Source organism: Pantoea trifolii (assembly GCF_024506435.1).
Lineage (GTDB): Bacteria > Pseudomonadota > Gammaproteobacteria > Enterobacterales > Enterobacteriaceae > Pantoea > Pantoea trifolii.
Genome location: NZ_JANIET010000001.1, coordinates 3,299,281 through 3,315,753, shown reverse-complemented (window position 1 = coordinate 3,315,753; position 16,473 = coordinate 3,299,281). Strand labels below are relative to the sequence as shown.

Annotated in this window: 14 protein-coding genes; 11 read left to right on the top strand and 3 right to left on the bottom strand. The window is 56.7% G+C overall.

From position 1 onward, the window contains the following. Positions 1 to 176 precede the first annotated feature (176 nt). Together aas and lplT are read left to right on the top strand one after the other, a co-directional pair. Positions 177 to 2,327 carry a bifunctional acyl-ACP--phospholipid O-acyltransferase/long-chain-fatty-acid--ACP ligase gene (gene aas / locus NQH49_RS15385; RefSeq protein ID WP_256697270.1) on the top strand — a complete coding sequence of 717 codons (2,151 nt, stop codon included), beginning with the start codon at positions 177 to 179 and terminating at the stop codon, positions 2,325 to 2,327. Beyond that, positions 2,324 to 3,514, top strand: coding sequence for a lysophospholipid transporter LplT (gene lplT, locus NQH49_RS15380; RefSeq protein WP_256697269.1), 1,191 nt, complete (start codon positions 2,324 to 2,326; stop codon positions 3,512 to 3,514). The genes aas and lplT overlap by 4 nt, the downstream gene beginning before the upstream one ends. A 59-nt stretch (positions 3,515 to 3,573) precedes the next feature. Here the strand turns inward: lplT and NQH49_RS15375 are convergent, their stop codons facing one another. The 3 genes from NQH49_RS15375 to mutH form a co-directional block, all read right to left on the bottom strand. Beyond that, positions 3,574 to 4,614 carry an NADP(H)-dependent aldo-keto reductase gene (locus NQH49_RS15375; protein ID WP_256697268.1) on the bottom strand — a complete coding sequence of 347 codons (1,041 nt, stop codon included), beginning with the start codon at positions 4,612 to 4,614 and terminating at the stop codon, positions 3,574 to 3,576. Between the two features lie 144 nt (positions 4,615 to 4,758). Continuing rightward, on the bottom strand, positions 4,759 to 4,977 hold the full coding sequence (locus NQH49_RS15370) for a YgdI/YgdR family lipoprotein (RefSeq protein ID WP_256697267.1): 219 nt from the start codon (positions 4,975 to 4,977) through the stop codon (positions 4,759 to 4,761). A 104-nt stretch (positions 4,978 to 5,081) separates the two neighbouring features. Then, positions 5,082 to 5,768 (bottom strand): DNA mismatch repair endonuclease MutH, encoded by a 687-nt coding sequence (gene mutH / locus NQH49_RS15365; protein WP_256697266.1) that lies wholly within the window; start codon positions 5,766 to 5,768, stop codon positions 5,082 to 5,084. A gap of 682 nt (positions 5,769 to 6,450) precedes the next feature. Here mutH and rppH point away from each other — a divergent pair. From rppH to recC, 9 genes are all read left to right on the top strand, one after another. Continuing rightward, positions 6,451 to 6,978 carry an RNA pyrophosphohydrolase gene (rppH, locus tag NQH49_RS15360; protein ID WP_007890933.1) on the top strand — a complete coding sequence of 176 codons (528 nt, stop codon included), beginning with the start codon at positions 6,451 to 6,453 and terminating at the stop codon, positions 6,976 to 6,978. 12 nt (positions 6,979 to 6,990) lie between these two features. After that, on the top strand, positions 6,991 to 9,237 hold the full coding sequence (gene ptsP / locus NQH49_RS15355; RefSeq protein ID WP_256697265.1) for a phosphoenolpyruvate--protein phosphotransferase: 2,247 nt from the start codon (positions 6,991 to 6,993) through the stop codon (positions 9,235 to 9,237). A 113-nt stretch (positions 9,238 to 9,350) separates the two neighbouring features. After that, positions 9,351 to 10,232 (top strand): prolipoprotein diacylglyceryl transferase, encoded by an 882-nt coding sequence (lgt, locus tag NQH49_RS15350; protein WP_008109262.1) that lies wholly within the window; start codon positions 9,351 to 9,353, stop codon positions 10,230 to 10,232. After that, entirely contained in the window at positions 10,229 to 11,023 is a 795-nt protein-coding gene (gene thyA / locus NQH49_RS15345; protein WP_256697263.1) for a thymidylate synthase, read from the top strand. The genes lgt and thyA overlap by 4 nt, the downstream gene beginning before the upstream one ends. Positions 11,024 to 11,236: 213 nt before the next feature. After that, on the top strand, positions 11,237 to 11,707 hold the full coding sequence (locus tag NQH49_RS15340) for a prepilin peptidase-dependent protein (RefSeq protein WP_256697261.1): 471 nt from the start codon (positions 11,237 to 11,239) through the stop codon (positions 11,705 to 11,707). Further along, positions 11,698 to 12,237, top strand: a complete 540-nt coding sequence (locus NQH49_RS15335) for a prepilin peptidase-dependent protein (protein ID WP_256697260.1) — start codon at positions 11,698 to 11,700, stop codon at positions 12,235 to 12,237. Before NQH49_RS15340 ends, NQH49_RS15335 begins: the two co-directional genes overlap by 10 nt. Continuing rightward, positions 12,234 to 12,656: a DUF2509 family protein gene (locus NQH49_RS15330; protein WP_256697258.1), complete on the top strand. Its 423-nt coding sequence runs from the start codon at positions 12,234 to 12,236 to the stop codon at positions 12,654 to 12,656. The genes NQH49_RS15335 and NQH49_RS15330 overlap by 4 nt, the downstream gene beginning before the upstream one ends. Beyond that, complete coding sequence (locus NQH49_RS15325) at positions 12,589 to 12,930, top strand: prepilin-type N-terminal cleavage/methylation domain-containing protein (RefSeq protein WP_256697257.1); 342 nt, start codon at positions 12,589 to 12,591, stop codon at positions 12,928 to 12,930. Before NQH49_RS15330 ends, NQH49_RS15325 begins: the two co-directional genes overlap by 68 nt. A 69-nt stretch (positions 12,931 to 12,999) precedes the next feature. Beyond that, positions 13,000 to 16,380: an exodeoxyribonuclease V subunit gamma gene (gene recC / locus NQH49_RS15320; RefSeq protein WP_256697256.1), complete on the top strand. Its 3,381-nt coding sequence runs from the start codon at positions 13,000 to 13,002 to the stop codon at positions 16,378 to 16,380. The last annotated feature ends 93 nt before the right edge of the window (positions 16,381 to 16,473 follow it).

Below are 16,473 nucleotides of genomic sequence, written 5' to 3'. Positions count from 1 at the left end.
GCCGCACGAAGGTGCTGCAACTGCATCAGCACGAGGCGAACGAAAGTCGCTCTGTGCTTAACGCCATGAATGGCGGCTCTACAACCGCAATTGCGTTTAAATCACCGCGCCACTTGTCGAAAATCCCCAGATCCTGCATCGTAAGAGCCATTTTTTACGACTGCTAAGGAGCTGGCATGCTACTGACTTTTTTCCGTTTCCTGTTCCGCCTGCTGTGGCGTGTGGAACTGCGCGGCGACCTCGCGGCACTGCATAAAGAGAAAGTGCTGATCACCCCCAACCATATGTCATTTCTCGATGGCGTATTGGTGGCGCTGTTTCTGCCGATCAAACCGGTGTTCGCGGTCTATTCGTCGATCAGCGATCAATGGTTTATGCGTCTGCTGAAGCCGATTATCGACTTCGTTCCGCTCGATCCCACCAAGCCGATGTCGATCAAACATCTGGTGCGCATGATCAATCAGGGCCGTCCGGTGGTAATCTTCCCGGAAGGGCGCATCACCGTGACCGGATCGCTGATGAAGATCTACAGCGGCGCGGGCTTTGTGGCGGCGAAATCCGGTGCCACCGTGGTGCCGATGCGTATCGAAGGCGCGGAATATACACCGTTTGGTCGTCTGGCGGGCGTGTTTAAACGCCGCCTGTTCCCACGCATCACCTTAACGGTGCTGCCGCCAACGGTAATCCCGATGCCTGACGCCAAACGCGCGCGCGATCGCCGCACGCTGGCGGGCGAGCACCTTCATCATGTGATGATGGAAGCCCGCATGGCAGTGCGTCCGCGTGAGACGCTGTTCGAGGCTTTCCTCAATGCGCGTCAGCGTTATGGCGCGATGAAGCCGTGTATCGAAGACGTCAACTTCAAACCGGATAGCTACACCGGTTTGCTGAAGAAAGCGCTTGGCGTGGGCCGCATTCTGGAGCGCTACAGCCAGCAAGGTGAATACGTCGGTCTGCTGCTGCCGAACGCCACGGTGACGGCGGCGGCGATTCTCGGTGCTTCGCTGCGCGGCCGCATTCCGGCGATGCTCAACTACACCGCAGGTGTGAATGGCATGCGTGCGGCGTTGACCGCATCGCAGGTGAAAACTGTCTTTACCTCGCGGCAGTTCCTCGAAAAAGGCAACCTGTGGCACTTGCCGCAGGGACTGACCGAAGTGCAGTGGATCTATCTGGAAGATCTGAAAGATACCGTTACGCTGCAGGACAAGTTGTGGATTGTGGCGCATCTGCTGATGCCGCGCCGTGCGCTGGTGGCGCAGCAGCCGGAAGATGCGGCGATGGTGCTGTTTACCTCCGGTTCGGAAGGCCATCCCAAAGGTGTGGTGCACTCGCATAAAAGTCTGCTGGCGAACGTTGAGCAGATTCGTACCGTGGCGGATTTCACCCCGCGCGACCGCTTTATGTCGGCGCTGCCGCTGTTCCATGCTTTTGGTTTAACCGTTGGCCTGTTTACCCCGTTGCTGACCGGCGCGCAGGTGTTTCTCTATCCGAGCCCGCTGCATTACCGCATCGTGCCGGAGCTGGTTTACGACCGTAACTGCACCGTGCTGTTTGGTACTTCAACCTTCCTCGGTAACTACGCGCGTTTCGCCAGCCCTTACGATTTTGCGCGTCTGCGCTATGTGGTGGCAGGCGCGGAGAAACTGCAGGAAGCGACGCGTCAGATCTACATGGAGAAATACGGCATCCGTATTCTCGAAGGCTACGGCGTGACGGAGTGTGCGCCGGTGGTGGCGATCAACGTGCCGATGGCGGCGAAAAATCACACTGTCGGCCGCATTCTGCCGGGCATGGATTCGCGTCTGATTTCGGTGCCGGGCATTGAGCAGGGCGGTCGCCTGCAGCTGCGCGGTCCAAACGTGATGAACGGGTATCTGCGCGTGGAAAATCCAGGCGTGCTGGAAGTGCCGGTCGCCGATAACGGCGAAGGCGAGATGGAAGCAGGCTGGTACGACACCGGCGATATCGTCAGCTTTGATGAAGGCGGTTTCTGCCAGATTCAGGGGCGTGCGAAACGCTTTGCCAAAATTGCCGGTGAGATGGTGTCGCTGGAAATTGTGGAGCAGATTGCGCTGAAAGCCTCCAACGAGAAACAGCATGCGGCATCGCTGCGTCCGGACGGTAATCGGGGTGAAGCTTTGGTGCTGTTTACTACCGACAGCGAACTGGGGCGCGATACCTTGCTGAAAGCAGCACGTGAGATTGGCGCACCAGAACTGGCGGTGCCGCGCGATATCCGCGTGATGAAACAGCTGCCGATGCTGGGCAGCGGCAAACCGGACTATGTCAGCCTCAAGCAGCTGGCGGAACAGGAGCAAGCATGAGCCAGGCGTTAAATAACGATGCACCGCTAATGTCACGCAACATGCTGGCGGTGATTGTGGCGCAGTTCTTCTCGGCATTTGGCGACAACGCGCTGTTGTTCGTAACGCTGGCGGTGCTGAAAAACCAGTTCTATCCGGACTGGAGCCAGCCGATCCTGCAAATGCTGTTTGTCGCTACTTACATTCTGCTCGCGCCGTTCGTTGGGCAGATGGCGGATAGCTTCGCCAAAGGTCGGGTGATGATGTTCGCCAACAGCCTCAAGCTGCTGGGCGCGCTGACCATCTGCTTCGGCTTCAATCCGTTCCTTGGCTACACGCTGGTGGGGATTGGCGCGGCATCCTATTCGCCGGCCAAGTACGGCATCCTGACGGAGATCACCAGCGGTGAACGCCTGGTCAAAGCCAACGGCTTGATGGAAGGTTCGACCATTGCAGCGATTCTGCTGGGTTCGGTGGCGGGCGGGATGCTGGCGGACTGGAACCTGGTCGCCGCGCTGGTGGTGTGTGCCATGACCTATGCGATGGCGGTGGTGGCGAACATCTTTATTCCGCGCCTGACGGCGGCGCGTCCGGGCCAGAGCTGGCATTTTGCTGCCATGCTGCGCAGTTTCGTCACGGCCACGAAGCTGCTGTGGCGTAACGGCGAAACGCGTTTCTCGCTGCTCGGTACCAGTTTGTTTTGGGGCGCGGGCGTGACGCTGCGTTTCCTGCTGGTGCTGTGGGTACCGGTGGCGCTTGGCATCAGCGACAACAAAACCCCGACCACGCTGAATGCGATGGTGGCGATTGGCATCGTGATTGGCGCGGCTGCGGCGGCAAAACTGGTGACGCTGCAAACCGTGCGTCGCTGCATGCCTGCCGGTGTGCTGATTGGCGTGATGGTGGTGGTGTTCGCGTTGCAAACCAGCTTGCTGAATGCCTATCTGGTGCTGATGTTGATTGGTGCGCTGGGTGGTTTCTTTGTAGTGCCGCTGAATGCGCTGCTGCAGGAGCGCGGCAAGGAGTCCGTGGGTTCAGGCAACGCGATTGCGGTGCAGAATCTCGGTGAAAATACCGCGATGCTGCTGATGCTGGGATTGTATACCGTGGCGATTAAGCTGGGCGCGCCTGCGGTGGCGACCGGCGTCGGATTCGGCGCGATTTTCGCCGTGGCGATTGCGGTGTTGTGGTGGAAAGGGCGGCGGTAGAAGGTGCGGTGGATTGTACGGTAATTAAAAAGGTCGCCATGAATGGCGACCCTACGGTTTTACGGGGCTGGATAGGTAAACTGGCGATGAATCGCTTCCAGTTCCTCTAACACATCAGCATTCAGCGTCAGATTGAAACTCTCAACGTTAATCTTCAGTTGCTCCAGCGTGGTGGCGCCCAGCAAAGTACTGGCGACAAACGGCTGTTGACGCACATACGCCAGCGCCATCTGCGACGGATCCATATTGTGCTTCTTCGCCAGCGCAACATAGGCAGCAATCGCCTGATTGGACTGATCGCCGCTGTAACGGGTGAAGCGGCTAAACAGCGTATTGCGCGCACCGGCGGGTTTCGCACCGTTCAGGTATTTACCGCTCAAGGTACCGAATGCCAGGCTGGAATAAGCCAGCAGCTCAACGCCTTCATGCTGACTGATCTCCGCTAAACCAACCTCGAAGCTGCGGTTCAGCAGGCTGTACGGATTCTGGATGGTGACGATACGCGGCAGCTCATGCTTTTCAGCCAGCTGCAGGTAACGCATCACGCCCCACGCGGTTTCGTTCGACACGCCAATGTAGCGAATCTTACCGGCGCGCACCTGTTCGGTCAGCGCTTCCAGCGTTTCCAGCAGCGTCACCGGCACGCTGGAATCGGTGTATTGATAACCCAGCTTGCCGAAATAGTTGGTCTGACGCTGCGGCCAGTGCAGCTGATAGAGATCGAGATAATCGGTATTCAGGCGTTTCAGGCTGGCATCCAGCGCTTCGCGGATGTTTTTGCGATCCAGCGCCTGGTTCGGGCGAATCGACGCATCCGCGCCGCGTACCGGACCGGCCACTTTGCTGGCGAGGATGATTTTGTCACGGCTGCCGCGCTTCTTCAGCCAGCTACCAATGTATTGTTCGGTTAATCCCTGAGTTTCCGGGCGCGGCGGCACCGGATACATTTCCGCGGTATCAATCAGGTTAATACCACTGCTAACCGCGTAATCAAGCTGTGCGTGGGCGTCGGCTTCGCTGTTCTGCTCACCAAACGTCATGGTTCCAAGCCCCAGCTGACTCACTTCCAGCGTGCTATGGGGAATACGGTGATAGTGCATTTGCCGGCATCCTTTTTTCATTATGAAAGGGAATGTTGTGTCCTTTGGGACTATAGCGTGTGAAGCGGCGCGGAAGGAAGAGGGGAAAGTTCGGGAAATCGCCTGCACAAAGGGAAAACGCGTGCAGGCAGGGCAATTTGGCACTTAACGCTCAATGATGGTTGAAACCTCATCACCATTGATCTGCATCTGATGGCCTTTCTCATCGGTGTACTGTACCAATCCGGTCTCTTTATCGATGGCGGGTTTGCCATCTGTCATGATCATGCGGCCATCTTTGGTCGCCATGACGTAATCACTGCTACAACCACTCAATAACAGCGCCACCAACGCTAAACCCACTGCACTCACCAACCCTTTCATTCTTATCTCCTTCTCGCGACTTCAACAGCAAAAGTGTAGTAATAAATGCTTTCGTCGTTAGGAGTAATCGCATCATTCCTAAAATTATCGGCAGCAATATGCATTTACAGTAAAAAATGTCGCGCCAAAAGCGGACCGGTGAAGCTTTTCTTCAGATAAAAGCCGCGCGGCAGCGTCATGATCGGCTCGCCGTGTTCGCCGATGGCTTCGGTCAACGCTTTGCTGTTGGCGGCTTTAGGACGGATCTGCAGCCAGGCACCGTGACGTGCGGTGATGCGCTCCACCTGACCGAGCACAATCATATCCATCAACTCTTCCCAGTCTTCACGCAGCTGTTGCTCCTCTTCTTCACTCGGATGCCACAGCAGCGGCGAACCGACGCGGCGCTCGGCCAAAGGCAAGGTACGATCGCCTTCGATCGGGATCCACAGCACTCGCGCCAGTTTGTGCCGCACATGGCTGGTTTGCCAGGTCACGCCGCTATTGCCAGTTAATGGCGCGACGCACACGAAGGTGGTCTCCAGCGGTTTGCCTTGCGCATCAACCGGAATAGTTTTCAGCTCAATGCCGAGATGGGCGAAATCCTGCTCAGCTTTGCTGCCAGCGCTGGCGCCCAAATGCAGCTCTAACAGCATGCCAACCCAGCCTTTGTCGCGTTTCAAATCTGCGGGAATCGGCAGGTTAATCTGCGCCGCCAGCGCGGCAAAGGTCTGTCCCGCCAGCTGTTGTGCGCGCTGCAGTAATTCCGCTTCGTTTTCAGGTGGTGACGGCAATAACGGTGAGGAGTGCATGCTAAAACTCACATTGGTTGAAGAGTGAACAGTAAACGCGGGTCGGGTTTGTCCACATGGCAGTTAGTTGAATAACCGTGATAATAGCATGATTCAGCATGCTTTTTTATTCCAATGGAATGGGGCCATCCGATGATATGGCCAGGTTATCCCAGCTTGTTATCGACAATGAACAGGTGTTGAACCTGGTTATCCACAGAAAAGTGGGGTAACACCCCTTTGTTCGTACCCCTGTTTCCATTTACAGCCTTGACTTTAGTGTTTTGAACGCTTTTTTTCCTTTCTTTGACCAGGTTTAGGGCATTCTCTGTGGATAAAAACGTCGGTGATGGATCTTTAACCGATCGAAAAAACCGAGCGGAGGATAACCGTTGATCCTGATAGTGATTTAACGGTTAATAAGTTTTATATCGATGAAATATATCGTATTTATCGCCGCTATTATGCTGAGCGATGAGATTTATCCGAAGTGGTTATTCAACTCATTCCCGTGTTCTGCACAAAGCTATCCACAGAAAACGTGAATAAGATCGCCGATAAATGGGATCGTCTGTTTATAACTTGGCTAATCTCTGTGAGTTATCCTGTTTTTATTCCGCCTGCGGCCCGCTATCCAGTGGTTTACCGCCTGTAAGGAGTGTGAAACAATCAGGCTATTCAAATTTAGCTTTGAGGTAGTCCAGTGATCGATGATGATGGCTACCGCCCGAATGTTGGTATCGTAATCTGTAACAGGCAAGGACAAGTGTTGTGGGCCAGGCGCTTTGGACAGCACTCCTGGCAATTTCCTCAGGGAGGCATCAATCCGGGTGAAACTGCTGAACAGGCGATGTATCGCGAACTGTTCGAAGAAGTGGGTTTACACCGCAAAGATGTTCGAATACTTGCTTCAACCCGAAACTGGTTACGCTACAAGTTGCCAAAACGTTTGGTGCGTTGGGACACAAAGCCGGTGTGTATCGGCCAGAAACAAAAGTGGTTTCTTCTGCAGTTGATGTGTAGTGACGCGGAAATCAATGTGCAGCACAGCAGCACGCCGGAGTTTGATGGTTGGCGCTGGGTTAGCTTCTGGTATCCGGTACGTCAGGTGGTCTCTTTCAAGCGCGATGTTTATCGCCGCGTAATGAAAGAATTCGCGGGCGTAGTGATGTCTATGCAGGAGAGTGCGGGGCAGCGGAATAACGCCGCCCAACGACGTAAAAGAGGATAGGCCACGCCCTTTATGCTCACTCAGTTACGCGAAATTGTAGAGAAAGTGGCGAGTGCTCCACGTCTGAATGAAGCACTCGACATTCTGGTAAACGAAATTTGCCTTGCGATGGAAACCGAGGTTTGCTCGGTTTATCTCGCCGATCACGATCGTCGTTGCTACTACCTGATGGCGACACGCGGGCTAAAAAAGCCGCGTGGTCGTACGGTCACGCTGGCGTTTGATGAAGGCATTGTTGGCCTTGTTGGACGCTTAGCTGAGCCGATCAACCTCGCCGACGCGCAAAGCCATCCCAGCTTCAAATACATTCCTTCTGTTAAAGAGGAGCGCTATCGCTCCTTCCTCGGCGTCCCGATCATCAGCCGTCGCCAGCTGCTTGGCGTGCTGGTTATCCAGCAGCGCGAACACCGTCAGTTTGATGAAAGCGAAGAGTCTTTCCTCGTCACGCTCGCCACGCAAATGGCGGGCTTGCTGTCGCAGTCGCAGCTCGGTCAACTGTTTGGTCAATTCCGTCAGACGCGGGTAAAAGCCATTGCTGCGGCACCTGGCGTGGCGGTTGCGCCCGGATGGGTGGATGAAACTCAACCGCTGCTCGACCAGGTTTCTGCTGCGTCCACGCTCGACGTGCAGCGTGAACGCGAGCGTCTGGTGCTGGCGATGGGCGAAGCCGGCAACGAATTCCGCCGCTTCAGTAAACGCTTTGCTGCCAGCGTGCAGAAAGAGAGCGCGGCGATCTTCGATCTCTATTCGCACCTGCTTACCGATGCGCGCCTGAAAAAAGATCTGTTTGATGAGATCGAGCGCGGATCGGTAGCCGAGTGGGCAGTGAAAACGGTGATCGAGAAGTTCGCCGAGCAGTTCGCCAACCTGCAGGATCAATATTTACGCGAGCGCGCCGGCGATCTGCGCGTGCTCGGTCAGCGTCTGCTGTTCCACCTCGATGATTCACTGGTCGGCACCAATGCGTGGCCGGAACGCTTCGTGTTAGTCGCCGATGAACTCACCGCCACCACGCTGGCGGAATTGCCGCAGGAACGTCTGGCGGGCGTGGTGGTGCGCGACGGCGCGGCCAACTCGCATGCGGCGATTTTGACGCGCGCGATGGGCATCCCCACCGTAATGGGCGCGGATATCCTGCCGGCGCAGCTCAACAAACGCTTGCTGATTGTTGATGGCTATCGCGGCGAAGTGCTGATCGATCCGGAACCGGTGCTGGTGCAGGAGTATCAGCGTTTGATCAGCGAAGAGAACGCGCTGAGCAAAATGGCCGAAGGCGTGGTCGAGCAGCCCGGCGAGCTGAAAAGCGGTGAGCGCATTCAGGTGATGCTGAATGCCGGTCTCAGCGCGGAACACGAGCAGGCACTGGATAACTGGGTAGATGGCATCGGTCTGTACCGCACCGAAATTCCGTTCATGCTGCACAACGGCTTCCCGTCCGAAGAGGAGCAGGTGGCGCAGTATCAGGGCATGCTGCAGCTGTTCTACGACAAGCCGGTGACGCTGCGTACGCTGGATGTCGGCGCGGATAAACAGCTGCCGTATATGCCGATCAGCGAGGAGAATCCGTGCCTTGGCTGGCGTGGCATTCGCCTAACGCTCGATCAGCCTGAAATCTTCCTGGTACAGGTGCGCGCCATGCTGCGTGCCAACGTGGCGTCTGGCAACTTAAGCATTTTGCTGCCGATGATCAGCCATATCGATGAGATCGATGATGCGCGTCGTCTGATCGATCGCGCTGGCCGCGAAGTGGAAGAGATGCTCGGCTATGTGATTCCTAAGCCGCGCATTGGCATCATGATTGAAGTGCCGTCGATGCTGTTTATGATCCCGCATCTGGCGGATCGCGTGGATTTTGTCTCCGTCGGTACCAACGATTTGACGCAATATTTGCTGGCGGTCGATCGTAACAACACGCGCGTGGCGAACCTGTATGATTCGCTGCATCCGGCGATGCTGCGGGCGCTGCACACCATCGCCAGCGAAGCCCGCCAGGCCAAACTGGAGCTCTGCTTGTGTGGTGAAATGGCCGGCGATCCAATGTGTGTCGCGCTGTTAGTGGGCATGGGATATCACCATCTCAGCATGAACGGCAAGAATGTACCGCGTGTGAAATATCTGCTGCGTCATCTCGACTTTGAAGAGGCGCAGAAGCTTAGCGAGCATGGGCTGGCTGCGCATACCGCCTCGGAAGTGCGCCATCTGGTCTCTACCTTTATGGAGCGCCGTGGTTTAGGCGGTTTAATTCGCGGCGGGCGTTAACGGTTACATCTTCGCGACCTGTGTTAAACGTGGCTGTGCTATTATGCGCGGCCTTTTATTATGTGAACCCTTAGCCAGACCCGTTTCAGGGCAGAAAAAAACAGTGGTGAAAGATGACTGACGGCTACATTTCGTTTCCCCAATTCGATCCGGTAATTTTCTCTATCGGACCGGTTTCGCTTCACTGGTACGGCTTGATGTATCTGGTGGGCTTTGTATTTGCCATGTGGCTGGCGACGCGACGCGCCAACAAACCTGGCAGCGGCTGGAAAAAAGAGGAAGTGGAAAACCTGCTGTATGCGGGCTTCCTCGGCGTATTCCTCGGTGGACGTATCGGCTATGTGTTGTTCTACAACCTGCCGCTGTTCCTGGAAAATCCGCTGTATCTGTTTAAGGTCTGGGATGGCGGCATGTCGTTCCACGGCGGCCTGATTGGTGTGATTGTGGTGATGCTGATCTTCGCACGCCGCACCAAGCGTACTTTCTTCCAGGTGGCGGATTTCATTGCACCGCTGATCCCGTTTGGTTTGGGTGCCGGTCGTCTCGGTAACTTCATCAATGGCGAACTGTGGGGCCGCGTGGCGCCCGATTTCAAATACGCGATGTTGTTCCCGGGTTCACGCAGCGAAGATATCGCGCTGGCGGCCAACAATCCGCAGTACCAGGAGTTGCTGAACACCTACGGCGTACTACCGCGTCATGCGTCACAGCTGTATGAGCTGTGCCTCGAAGGTATCGTGCTGTTCATCATTCTCAACCTGTTTATCCGCAAGCCGCGCCCAATGGGCAGCGTCTCGGGCCTGTTCCTGATTGGCTACGGCGCATTCCGCATTATCGTGGAGTTCTTCCGTCAGCCGGATGCGCAGCTTGGCCTGTTTGAAGGCGGCGTCAGCATGGGACAGATTTTGTCGATCCCAATGATTCTGGCCGGTGTGATTATGATGATCTGGGCGTATCGTCGTCGCCCGCAGCAACAAACTCGTGAGGTAAAATGAAACAGTATCTGGACCTAATGCAACATGTGCTGAATGAAGGCGCTGAAAAGGCCGACCGTACCGGCACCGGCACTCTCTCGATCTTTGGCCACCAGATGCGTTTCAATTTGCAGGACGGTTTTCCGCTGGTTACCACCAAGAAAGTGCACCTGCGCTCGATCATTCATGAGCTGCTGTGGTTCCTGAAAGGTGAGACCAACATCGGTTACCTGAAAGAGAACAAGGTCACCATCTGGGACGAATGGGCAGATGATAATGGCGATCTTGGTCCGGTGTATGGCAAGCAGTGGCGCAGCTGGGGCAGCGCGTCGGGCGAAGAGATTGATCAAATCAGTAAAGTGATTGAGCAGTTGAAGCGTGACCCGGATTCGCGCCGCATCATCGTCTCGGCGTGGAACGTGGGCGAGCTGGATCAAATGGCGCTGGCACCTTGCCACGCCTTCTTCCAGTTCTACGTGGCGAACGGCAAGCTCTCTTGCCAGCTCTATCAGCGTTCGTGCGATATCTTCCTTGGTCTGCCATTCAACATCGCCAGCTACGCGCTGCTGGTGCATATGGTGGCGCAGCAGTGCGATCTCGAAGTGGGCGATTTTGTCTGGACCGGTGGCGATACCCATCTGTACAGCAACCATTTAGAGCAAGCACGCCTGCAGTTAACGCGCGAACCGCGTCCGTTGCCGAAGCTGGTGATCAAGCGTAAACCGGCCTCTATCTTTGATTATCAGTTCGATGATTTCGAGATTGAAGGCTACGATCCGCATCCCGCGATTAAAGCGCCCGTCGCAATTTAACACCACACTCGTAGGGTCGCCATTCATGGCGACCTCTACTCACCCGCACCTCAATCCTCACCGCATCTCACTCTCCAACCGCACCTCAATCCTGAATCCGCCTCACAAAACGCTGTATCCCACTGCACACCTCACCCGATTCCCTGCGCAACGTTTCCCAACGCTGATTTCCCAAGCTTGTTCAACCTCATGCCGCTGGGCACATTACCCGCCATGAACAGAAACGATAACCACGGCTTCACCTTGCCCGAACTGCTATTGGTGATGGTGATCGCCGGCATACTCAGCGTTGGCGCGCTGCATGGTTGGCAGCGCTGGCAGCAGTATCAACAGCTGCGCGACAGCGTACTGCAACTGCAGGGATTTCTGCTGCGCCTGCGCGCCCATGCAAACTGGCACAATCGCGATCTCACGCTGTGGTTACAAAGCGGTGAAAACGGTTGTCTTGGCGCGGGAGCCAAACCGGCAGAAGGCTGCGCATTGCCCTCGCGCTGGTTATTTAAACCGCCGCACGACAGCGTGCGCCTTGTCGCCATCACCGGCGACGTCGGTTTTTACGGACGGCGTGATGTTGCGCGTCCTGGCAGCATCGATCTCGCCAGTGCGGCGGGGCGCTGGCGCTTAATCATCTCCGCCAGAGCGCGCATCCGCGCCTGCCAGCCGGGAGAAAAAGGATGCGAATAGCGCAACGTGGATTCAGCCTGCTGGAGATGCTGATTGCCATGGCGATAGGCGCGGTACTGATGATCAGCGTCGGGCGATTTTTACCGCTGCTGCTGGAGCAGAATCTGCGCCTGCAACAGCGCGTGCAGTTACAGCAGGAGCTGCAGCAGATCGTCAATACGCTGCATAAAGCGCTGCGCCGAGCCGGCTATTGTCACGGCCAGTGCAGCGGTTCGGCGCTAACGATTGCCGCCAGCGGCAGTTGCGTTTTACTGCGCTGGGATGAGAACAGCAACGGGCGCTGGGAAGGCGTGGGCCACAGCGAAAGTGACTATTACGGCTATCGGCTGCGCAGCGGACAGCTTGAAATGCAGCGTGGCGTGGATGAGTGCAACAGCAGCGGTTGGGAGAAACTCTCCGATCCGGCGTTTCTCACCATCGATACCTTCAAGCTTGAGCGGCAGGGAACGCGTCTGGTGCTGCAACTGGCGGGACACGCTGACAGCCAAAGCGTAGAACTGGAAAACTGGATTGAAGGAATCAATCTGTGAAGCAGCGCGGCAATAGCACGCTGGGCATGGTGCTGATGATGTTACTGATGGGCGGATTGACGCTACACGCCACGCGAACGCAGCTTTCGCAAAGCATGGTATTAGTGGCTGACGAGCAACTGCACGGCCAGGATTTCTGGCAGGCGCAGGCGGCGTTAGAGTGGGGCAGCGTGCAAAACTGGCCGCAGGCCACCGGCTGGCAATGTCAGCAATGGACAGCAGAGCAGTGGCAAAGCTGCCTGCTACGGATGGAGGATGACAATGCGTTGTTATCGGGACATGGAGAAGGGCGCGCGCTGTGGCTCTATCGTTGGGTATCAATTCCCAACACGCAACCACAGCGGCAAGCGCATGGCTGGATCGATTACTGTCCGCTGTCGCAGCCGGCGCTGTGCCAGCCAGAAGCAGCAGGGCTTTAGCCTCGCAGAAACACTGGTGGCGATGCTGATGTTGGCGATGACCATCAGCACCTTGCTGCAATATCATCGCGCGCTGGCGCTGGGTTTTAGCCAGCAGTGGCAGCAGCGACAGGCGTGGCGTGTTGCCGGTCAGGCGTTGCTTGGACGTGAGGTTGAGGGATGGCAGAATCAGCGCCAGCAGCAGAGCCTGGCGGGCGGCTGTACGCTGGAGCGCGTGACGGTTACGGGTCCACAGCAGCGTTCCGCCTCACTGGCGCAGCTCAATTGCCACTAGCGGTAGGCATCGCAGGTGATAAACGGTAGAGTGGCTCGGCTGCGTTGTTGTCTTGTGTTTAGGAGAAATATGTTCCGGGTCTATCACTCAAATCAGCTTGATCTGTTGAAGAATCTGGCAGGAATTCTGATTGAAAATCAACCGCTGGCCGACCCGCTGGCGGCTGAGCAGGTGCTGGTACAAAGCCCAGGCATGGCGCAGTGGCTGCAAATGGAGCTGGCTAACAGTTTCGGCATTGCCGCCAACATCGATTTCCCGCTGCCTGCCAGCTTCATCTGGAACATGTTCGTCAAGGTGCTGCCCGATATTCCTGAAGAGAGCGCCTTTACCAAAGCCAGCATGAGCTGGAAGCTGATGCATCGCTTGCCAACTTTGCTGGAGCAGGACGCATTCCAGCCGCTGCGTCACTACCTCAATGATGATGACGATAAGCGCAAGCTGTATCAGCTCAGCGCCCGTGTTGCTGACCTGTTTGACCAATATCTGGTGTATCGCTCGGACTGGCTCAACAGCTGGGAGCGCGGTGAACTGATTGATGGCTTGGGCGAATCGCAGCAGTGGCAGGCACCGCTGTGGTGCGATCTGGTCAACTTCACCGAAAGCCTGGGTCAGCCGATGTGGCATCGCGCCAATCTCTATGCGCGCTTCATCCAAAAGCTGGAACAGGCGCAAACGCCGCCGGCAGGCTTGCCGCAACGCGTGTTTATTTGCGGTATTTCCGCGCTGCCTCCGGTCTATCTGCAGGCACTGGAAGCGCTGGGTCGGCACATTGATATCCATCTGCTGTTCACCAACCCCTGCCGTCACTATTGGGGCGACATTCAGGATTATGCTTTTCTGGCGAAGCTGCAAAGCCGCCAGCGTCGCCGCATACAATCGGACGAGCTGCAGCCGCTGTTCCGCGATCCAGCCAGCGCGCCGGCATTGTTTAACGACATCGGCGAGCAGCAGCTAACCAATCCGCTGCTGGCATCATGGGGCAAACTGGGGCGCGATAATCTGTTTCTGCTGAGCCAGATGGAATCCGCTGCCAACGACATTGATGCCTTCGTTGAGATGCCACAAGACAATCTGCTGCACAGCTTGCAAGCGGATCTGCTCAATCTGGACGATAGAGCGGTCATTGGTCTTAATGCGGGAGAATTGGCGAACAGCGCCGAGAAACGCCTGCTTGATCCGGAAGATCGCTCGATCACGCTGCAGGTGTGTCATAGCGCCCAGCGTGAAGTTGAAGTGCTGCAGGATCATCTGCTCACGCTGATGGAAGCCAATCCCGAACTCAAGCCGCGCGACATCATCGTGATGGTGGCGGATATCGACAGTTACGCCCCTTTTATTCAGGCCGCTTTTGCCAGCGCGCCGAGCGAACGCTATTTGCCGTTCGCCATTTCCGACCGCCGCGCCAGTCAGGCGCATCCGGCGATTCTGGCGCTGCTCAGCTTGCTGTCGCTGCCTGAAAGTCGCTTTGCCTCCGAAGATGTGCTGGCGCTGCTTGAGGTTCCCGCGCTGGCACAGCGCTTCTCGGTAGATGAAAGCGGGCTGCGACTGCTGCGCCGTTGGGTGATGGAGTCCGGCATTCGCTGGGGATTGGATGATGCCAGCGTAGAAGCGCTGGCGCTGCCGGTAACCGGACAACACACCTGGCGCTTTGGCCTGCAGCGCATGCTGCTCGGCTATGCGCTGGAGAGCCGCAACGGTGACTGGCAAGGGATTCTGCCTTATGACGAATCCAGGGGTTTGATCGCTGAACTGGCGGGTCATCTGGCTGAACTGCTATCGCGACTGGAAGAGTGGCGTGCGCGTCTGGCAGAAGAACGCACGCTGGCAGAGTGGCAGCCGCTGTGCCGTGAGCTGATTGAGTGCTTCTTTAGCGGAGACGCCGAAAGTGAAGCCGCGCTACTGCTGGTGGAAACGCAGTGGAAACAGATTATCGAACAGGGCATGCAGGCGGCGTATCAACAGCCGATTCCGGTTACGCTGCTACGCGATGAGCTGCGTTCGCGCCTCGATCAACAGCGCATCAGCCAACGTTTTCTCGCCGGTCCCATCAACTTCTGTACGCTGATGCCGATGCGTTCGATTCCCTTCAAAGTGGTGTGTTTGCTGGGCATGAACGATGGCGTCTATCCGCGCACCTTAGCGCCGCTTGGTTTCGACCTGATGCAGCAACAGATGCGCAAAGGCGACCGTAGCCGCCGCGATGATGACCGCTATCTGTTCCTCGAAGCGCTGATCTCGGCGCAGCAGCAGCTCTATATCAGCTACATTGGCCGGGCGATTCAGGACAACACGGAGCGCTATCCATCGGTATTAGTGAGCGAGCTGGTGGATTATCTGGGACAAAGCTTCCGTCTGCCGGAGGATGAAGCACTTGAACCCGATATCAGTGAGCAACGCGTGCGCGACCATCTGCAAAAGCTGCACAGCCGCATGCCGTTTGCCGCAGAGAACTTCCAACCGGGCGCACCCGGGCAAAGCTTTGCTGCGGAGTGGCTGCCAGCGGCCAGCGGCAGCGGCGTGGCACAGCCGGATTTTGTACAGCCTTTGCCGCCTGCACCGTTAGAAACCTTGTCGCTGGAGCAACTGCTGCGCTTCTGGCGTCATCCGGTGCGCGCATGGTTCCAGCAGCGCTTGGGTGTGGCTTTCTGGATGGAAGAGAGCGAACTGCCCGACAGCGAACCGTTCGCGCCTGATAGCCTCGAACGCTACCAAATCAACGCCCAATTACTGAATACGCTGGTCAACGGTGACGATCCGGCGCAACTGTATGCGCGCCATCGCGCGGCAGGCAATCTGCCTTACGGCGCGTTCGGGGAACTTTTCTGGCAGAGCCAGACCGAAGAGATGCTGGAAGTGGCAGTCGAGGTGAGTGGTCAACGCCAGCCCGCCGAAAGTTGGGAAATCAATCTGACGCTCGGCGCAGTGCAATTGACCGGTTGGCTGACGCAGGTGCAAGCTGATGGCCTGCTGCGCTGGCGTCCGGGCGTGCTCAACATGAATGATGGCCTGCTGCTATGGCTGGAACATCTGGTGTATTGCGCATTGGGCGGCAGCGGTGAAAGCCGCATGTACGGTCGTAAACAGAGTCACTGGCGCTTCGCGGCGCTGCCTGCGGAACAGGCGCTGTCGCTACTGAATGAGTATGTTGCGGGTTATCAGGCTGGATTAGTCCAGCCGCTGATGCTGCTGAATAAATCCGGCGGAGCCTGGCTGGAAGCCAGCTTTGACAGTAAGTCGCAGCAGTTGCTGGAAGACGAAGCAACGCAGAAAAAGGCACTTAACAAATTGCTGCAAGCCTGGCAGGGTGGTTTCCAGGTGGAAGGCGAGGGCAGCGATCCCTATCTGCAGCGCCTGAGTCGCTCATTGGATGATGATGCCGTGCATGCGATAACTGCCGCCGCACGCCAATGGTATTTGCCGGTGCGCCTGGCGCATCAAAATGATGAATAGCAAGGGAATACGGCCTCGTTTGAGGTTGTTCCTGACACGATAAGAAAGTTTGTCTATTTCACCGCTGGGCACACAGCAAGCGGAAAAGGGTAA